Genomic DNA, 6,224 nt, shown 5'->3' on the forward strand with positions numbered 1-6,224 from the left:
AGGTGTCTTTTTTAGTTAGAAAAAAATTGAAATTAAATGGTAGAAAAGAGAGAATAGTAATAAGGAATTTCTTGGCGGAATATTAAAATAATTTATATATTGGAGTGAAATAGTTTATGTGGGCTGATGATGCTTCAAAAATTGATATGCTGGCGTATCGACCATATGCCGATTTGATTACTGAAATTGCGATTAGCGAACGAATGAATCCGTTAACTATTGGACTTTTCGGAAATTGGGGAAGTGGCAAATCAACATTATTAAATTTAATAGAAGAACAAACAAATATCTATACCGATAAAAAAATTGCTGTAATAAAAGTGAATGCATGGATGTTTGAAGGATACGAGGATGCAAAGACTGCTTTAATGGAAGCAATATTGCAAGGTATGAAAGAAAATAAAACATTTTTTGAAGGCTCTAAAGATGGAATTAAGAGTTTAATGGAGAGAGTTAATTGGATGGCAGTAGGGAAAACAGCTTTAAAACAGGGTATTCCATTGGCAATAAGCGGAATAACTGGTTTACCACCATTAATAATGATGCCGAACTCTTCCGAATTTGATACTCCAGAGGAAGTACAGAAGCAAATTGACAAGGCACAAAATTTTAAGCAAGAATACATGAAAACTAATTCAAAGGAAAATGTTGTTGAAAATATACGAGGATTTCGTGAGGGTTTTAGTACATTAATCGAGAAATCCTCTGTAGATAATCTCATTATTTTAATTGATGATTTAGATAGGTGTAATCCTGATAGAATCATAGAGACTCTTGAGGCAATAAAATTATTCCTCTCAGTTCCAAGAACAACCTTTATTATTGCGATGGATGAAAGTATAATCTCATACTCAATAAAAAGAAAATACCCACAGTTAAACGATGAAGGAATAAATGTTTCAGATGACTATATAGAGAAAATTGTTCAGCTTCCTATCAAAATTGCAGAATTAGCTGAAAGTGACGTTAAGAATTATATGCTATTGCTTATCGCAGAAATGTTTTTGGAGGAAGAATCGTTAAATCAACTTATTGAAAAATTAAAAACGAAAGGTATTTTTATCAAGGGAGAAATAATATCTGGAACAGAGATATTGGATATTGTTCAAAAAGACATAACAGTCAATGGATTAAAATACAAAGGTGGTACTACTCAGGAGGAATTTGAACAACAAATTCAGATTTTTAATAGTATAGGAAGTATTGTTGCTTCTTCATTGAAGGGAAACCCACGTCAAACTAAAAGATTTTTAAACACATTTTATATTCGTAAAAGACTCGCAGAAATCCAACAAATAGAGTTTAATTTAGCTATTTTAGCTAAATTGATGGTATTAGAATACTTTGATAGTGACAGAGATTTATTTAAAGAGTTATTTCAGTGGCAATTTGAACATAGCGGTAAACCAATACAGCTAAGTACGCTTGAAAAAAGAATTTTGGATGAAAGTGAAGATGGAGAACCGATAAATATAGAAGATATCAGTAAAAATCCAGCCTGGACAAGCGATAAGATGAAAAGGTGGTTTGGAACAGAGCCGAGATTAGCTGATGTAGATCTCTCACCTTACTTTTATTTAGCAAGGGATTCAGTGGCGGAGAAAAGGTTATTCTCGACAAACTTGAATCAGGAGGAAAGAAAATATATTAATCAAATATGCAATCTGGAAACGCATATAGCATTACGAAGAAAGAAGATAGAGCAGATGCTCGAAATGGATGAAGTCACAAGAAATGAAATATTTAAAGGGGTATTAGAGAAGTACCACCAAGATAACACTCAATTAGAAACATTAATTGAATTTTATAAATTACTACCTCAATATAAGTCTAAAGTTTTTGAGGAATTTAAAAAGCTAAAAGTTAAAGACATCACCTTAACTGAAATTCTACTTTTCCAGCAACTGGACGATGAATCGTTCCAAATACTCAAAAAATATTATGTTGAAGAGAAAAAAGCAGATATAAAACTTTGGGATTTGGCAGGTGTATAGAATGGGAACATCAAAAGGATATTTACCACCAACAGGATATTTATGGCGAGACGTAAAAAGAGATGTGACTAAAATGGTGAAGGATAATTTCTCAACAACATCAGTTGATAAAGCTGTCTCAAATTTCGCAAAAGCGATGAATAGTTCTGGAGGTTCGGGGACAAATGCAGGTAGGGCAATACAGTCGAGTCGAAAAGCTCTTAGCTTTATTGATTCGGTAAGAAAGTATGGATTTTCCGAAACATTAGACAGATTTGGGTTATCCCATTTAAAAAATGAAACTCCTGAAAATGTTCGTAAAGGTCTTCTACAATATTTCAGTGATAGTGGAAATGAGTTCTATGATAGTATTTCAAACCAAAGTATGAATGAGTTGATGAGGGAGCTTTTTAAAGGGGTAAATGACATCAGCGAATATGAGGATGTATTGAGAGCAATAGATACAGGAGACTTTATTAGAGAATTTATTATTAAGTTTATACAAAATTGCTTTTTTGCTAATTTCACAGAAAAGCTTTTAAGTTTATTTGATAACTTGGAAAAACATAAGATTGCGGAGAAAAATATAAAAACACATATTAGGAATTCAATTGAAAAGAATTATCCAATAAGGAAAATCCAAGAAATAGATTGGAATGGTCAAGAAGGTAATAAAATCATAAATAACACATACAAAAAATCTCTTGAAATGCTATCTGCTTGGAGTGAGTTAAATGAATAATATATGGATAAATAAAAATAGGGATGATTTTAGTCTAACCGAAACAACATCGGAATCTTTTTTTATCTTTAGTATGTTTGATAAACAAAACAAGTCTAATGTCAAAACTGATATGGAGCAACTATGGAGACGGTTTGGGAAAAAGAGTCTTTCAAATATTAACGAAGATTTTCTTCTTATTGCTTCAAGTGTATTTTGTGCAGACAAGCGGATGCCCAGAAATCATTCCCTCGATAATTGGTCAAGAACTATAAAATTATTTATTCCAGTCTTGGAACTTGAGAAGTGGAATTCTGTTAAAAAAGATTTAGAACGTACAATAGGTTTTTTAAGTGGCGATAAATGGATATTTGAGTTTAGGCAGACAGATTTAAAATTTAGAGCTGATAAAACAAATGTAAAAAATATTATCTCTATTGATAAATTTGATTCAGTTAGCTTATTCTCTGGTGGGTTGGATTCTTTTTGCGGTGCATTATCACTTTCGGAAGACAATAAGAATACTCTTTATCTTGGTTTTAGAGAATACAGCCTTTTGACGAATAGGCAAAGAGAGCTATTTGACTCTATAAATAACTATTATTCGGAGTTAGAAAATGAATTACTTTTGTTTAATGTCAACCCACTTGCACCAATACAAAGAGGTGGAACAGTCCAGAAATTAACTGTTGAAAGCACCAGTCGTAGCAGATCATTATTGTTTTTAGCAGGAGCAATATCGGTCGCTTCCATTATAGGTGAGAAGATACCTGTGTATATACCTGAAAATGGATTTATTGGTGTGAACGTTCCTTTAACAGATAGTAGATCTGGAAGTTGTAGTACAAGGACAACACATCCTATCTTCATCAATTCATTAAATGAAATTCTTAATAAGGTTGGCATTGAAAATAGGATTGCGAACTTCTACTGGAATAAGTCAAAGGGAGAGATCTTAGCAGAGCATAAAAATAACCCAATTTTTAATAAGTTGGCTTCACGAACTTTGTCATGTTCCCATCCATGTTTATCACGATATGATAAGAAGAAAAGTGATAAAGTTGTAACGCCTTGTAATTGTGGTTATTGTTATCCCTGCTTAATTAGAAGAGCCTCTTTTGTGAAAATAGGAAAAGATAAAACAGGTTATAACCCCCTATACCAGTTGAGTAGAGACTTTATATTAAATCATAACAATATTCAAGGAAGAGCAAGTGATTTAAAAGCAGTTCTTTTTAGCCTAAGACGTTATATAGAGAATAAAGAAGATAGTGAATTTATTAGGAGTCTTTTAATAAGACAAGGCCCTTTAAATAGTGAAGAATTAGTTGGTTACGAAAGAGTGTATCGTCAGTCAATGGAAGAACTTTTGGAAATGATGCGGGAAAATGGGGAAGGTTTGTTAGAGTATGCTGGAATAAAGGAAGGTAATAATGAGTAACCTATCCGATATGCATGTTCATGTCGACTACTTTAAGAATTTTAAACAGATGTACGATTCTTTTGAAATAAATAAAATATATGCTTTATTTGTAACTAACTTACCTGAGATTTTTCAAAAGTGTAAATATGAATTTCCAGATAGCAAGTACGTTAAAGTGGGGCTGGGATATAATCCGCAATTGGTTGAAAAATATAAGTTTAATAAGAAACTCTTTGATGCAATGCTTCCTTTAACAAAATATGTTGGAGAAGTAGGATTAGACTATTCGAAAGAATTCGCTCACACCAAATTAGAGCAACAAGAAGCATTTGATTATATTTGTTCTGAATCAGCAAAAGCAAAGAAAATAATGTCTATACATTCTCGTGGAGCAGATGAAGATGTATTACGAATGTTAATAGACAACAAAGTGGAGTTTGCTGTTTTTCATTGGTTTTCGGGCAATAAGGAATTTGTTTATAAGGTTGTAGAAGAAGGTTATTATTTTTCTGTAAACTATTCAATGTTAGTTTCTAAGAAAGGGTTTGAAATAATTAAGACAATACCAATAGATCGACTACTAATTGAGACTGATGCTCCCTTTGGTAAAACAAGTATAAAAGGTGTGCGATATAATTTAGCTGAAATATATACTCAGTTCTCAAAGAAATTAGATGTAAATCAATTTGAAAATATTATTTATACAAACCTGTCGAGACTTTTATCAAAACAGATAGATTCCTCAAAATAAACATTTAGAGAAATTGTTGAGATATATAATTAAAAATAAATTGCAGTTAATTGAGTATCATTAAAAAGTGTAAAATAATTTTAAGTTCTAATTAAAGCTATGTACTTCTGATTTTCGATTAATAGAATCATATTTATGAAAAAAGTGAGTGAGGAGAATGACTGTTGAATTAAGACCTTCTGAAGCCGAAGTTATATTTTTAAATTTAGCATATAATAAATTTTATGATATACATGAAGAAGTATCCAATGACACATTTTGGGAAAAATCCCCGCAGTACCGTTTCCAAAGAATAAAAAATGCTTTTGAAATTTATTCTGAAATATTAAATTATGAACCAGTAAAATGGGTTATTGAGTCTATAAAAGAAAAACGTCCACCGATGGAAGGGGGGGTAGGGAGTGAATTGTTTAAATGCATAAGAAATATGCTTTCACACTTTCCTTTCTTTGATTCATGGAATGAGGTTTGGGTTAATAAATCTTTAGTAAATTGGTACAAAAAAGGGCAAACAATAGACAAGTTTTTTGTAAAATATATAGGAAAAGAAGATATAAAATATAGAATCTGGGATGCTAATAATCGACAAATGTCATACGTGACTATCTCTTTTCCAAAAGAATATAATGATAAAAATAAGATTTATCTTAAAGATATATTACCAGAAAGAGAGGGATTAAAATTCTCTTTTACGCTTATGAGAAGAATTATTGATACACAAGTTCTTTATGAAGGATAAATGCATTAGACATACAATGTTTTTAGGTTTAACCGTTTGTACCTGTTATGATAAAACGAGATATGCAACTCTCGTTTTACTTAACGGTAGTAATAAATGATAACTTTAACACTTTTACCATTAGAACTTAATTCTATTATGTCTTCACCCAATAAACTCGCTCCTGACCAAAAAAACTCGGTTCAGGACAAAAAAAGTCGGTAGAGTAGAAACAAGGGTTAAGGAAGAAATAGGGAATTAAAGAGCAAGATTAAAATTGAAAAAAGCCAGAAGGAATAAGGGTTTTCGAGCCTTTATTCCTTTTTCTTTTCCCCTAAAACCTAATCCCTTAACTCTACTCTGGAACGACTTTTTTAGTCCAAAATGGTTGTAAAATCTGAACAAAAATTAGATGAATGTGGGGAAAATGCAGGAACGACTTTATTAGGCGGAGAATATTGGAAAACGGCTTGAGGCGTTGGGAGAGTAAGAGTTGGTAAGGTTTAAGAGAGGAGGGTGTAAACGCTAGAATAAAGTTGACAGTTATTGCTTGATAAGATTTTACACTTTTGCTCAATCAACCTACTACTTTAGTAAAATAGGAATTGACGTTATTTTACTGGAGGTAGGGGTTTTGG

Annotated in this window: 5 protein-coding genes; all 5 read left to right on the forward strand. The window is 31.7% G+C overall.

Translation table 11 applies throughout. From position 1 onward, the window contains the following. Nucleotides 1–116: 116 nt before the first annotated feature. The 5 genes from FCJ93_RS20870 (at nt 117) to FCJ93_RS20890 (ending at nt 5,607) form a co-directional block, all read left to right on the forward strand. Nucleotides 117–1,994: a KAP family P-loop NTPase fold protein gene (locus FCJ93_RS20870; protein ID WP_042357707.1), complete on the forward strand. Its 1,878-nt coding sequence runs from the start codon at nt 117–119 to the stop codon at nt 1,992–1,994. A gap of 1 nt (nt 1,995) precedes the next feature. Next, complete coding sequence (locus FCJ93_RS20875; RefSeq protein WP_137744618.1) at nt 1,996–2,715, forward strand: hypothetical protein; 720 nt, start codon at nt 1,996–1,998, stop codon at nt 2,713–2,715. Continuing rightward, nucleotides 2,708–4,135, forward strand: a complete 1,428-nt coding sequence (gene qatC / locus FCJ93_RS20880; RefSeq protein ID WP_137744619.1) for a Qat anti-phage system QueC-like protein QatC — start codon at nt 2,708–2,710, stop codon at nt 4,133–4,135. The genes FCJ93_RS20875 and qatC overlap by 8 nt, the downstream gene beginning before the upstream one ends. Next, entirely contained in the window at nt 4,128–4,868 is a 741-nt protein-coding gene (locus FCJ93_RS20885; protein ID WP_137744620.1) for a TatD family hydrolase, read from the forward strand. The genes qatC and FCJ93_RS20885 overlap by 8 nt, the downstream gene beginning before the upstream one ends. A 157-nt stretch (nt 4,869–5,025) precedes the next feature. Next, a complete protein-coding gene (locus FCJ93_RS20890) occupies nt 5,026–5,607 on the forward strand; it encodes a hypothetical protein (RefSeq protein ID WP_137744621.1) in 582 nt (193 codons plus the stop codon). Nucleotides 5,608–6,224 lie beyond the last annotated feature (617 nt).

The organism is Robertmurraya siralis (assembly GCF_005502275.1).
Lineage (GTDB): Bacteria > Bacillota > Bacilli > Bacillales > Cytobacillaceae > Robertmurraya > Robertmurraya siralis.

What these genes read in the sequence shown, in the direction of transcription:
- FCJ93_RS20870 (WP_042357707.1), top strand. Translation starts at nt 117, where the DNA reads ATGTGGGCTGATGATGCTTCAAAAATTGATATGCTGGCGTATCGACCA.
- FCJ93_RS20875 (WP_137744618.1), top strand. Translation starts at nt 1,996, where the DNA reads ATGGGAACATCAAAAGGATATTTACCACCAACAGGATATTTATGGCGA.
- qatC (WP_137744619.1), top strand. Translation starts at nt 2,708, where the DNA reads ATGAATAATATATGGATAAATAAAAATAGGGATGATTTTAGTCTAACC.
- FCJ93_RS20885 (WP_137744620.1), top strand. Translation starts at nt 4,128, where the DNA reads ATGAGTAACCTATCCGATATGCATGTTCATGTCGACTACTTTAAGAAT.
- FCJ93_RS20890 (WP_137744621.1), top strand. Translation starts at nt 5,026, where the DNA reads ATGACTGTTGAATTAAGACCTTCTGAAGCCGAAGTTATATTTTTAAAT.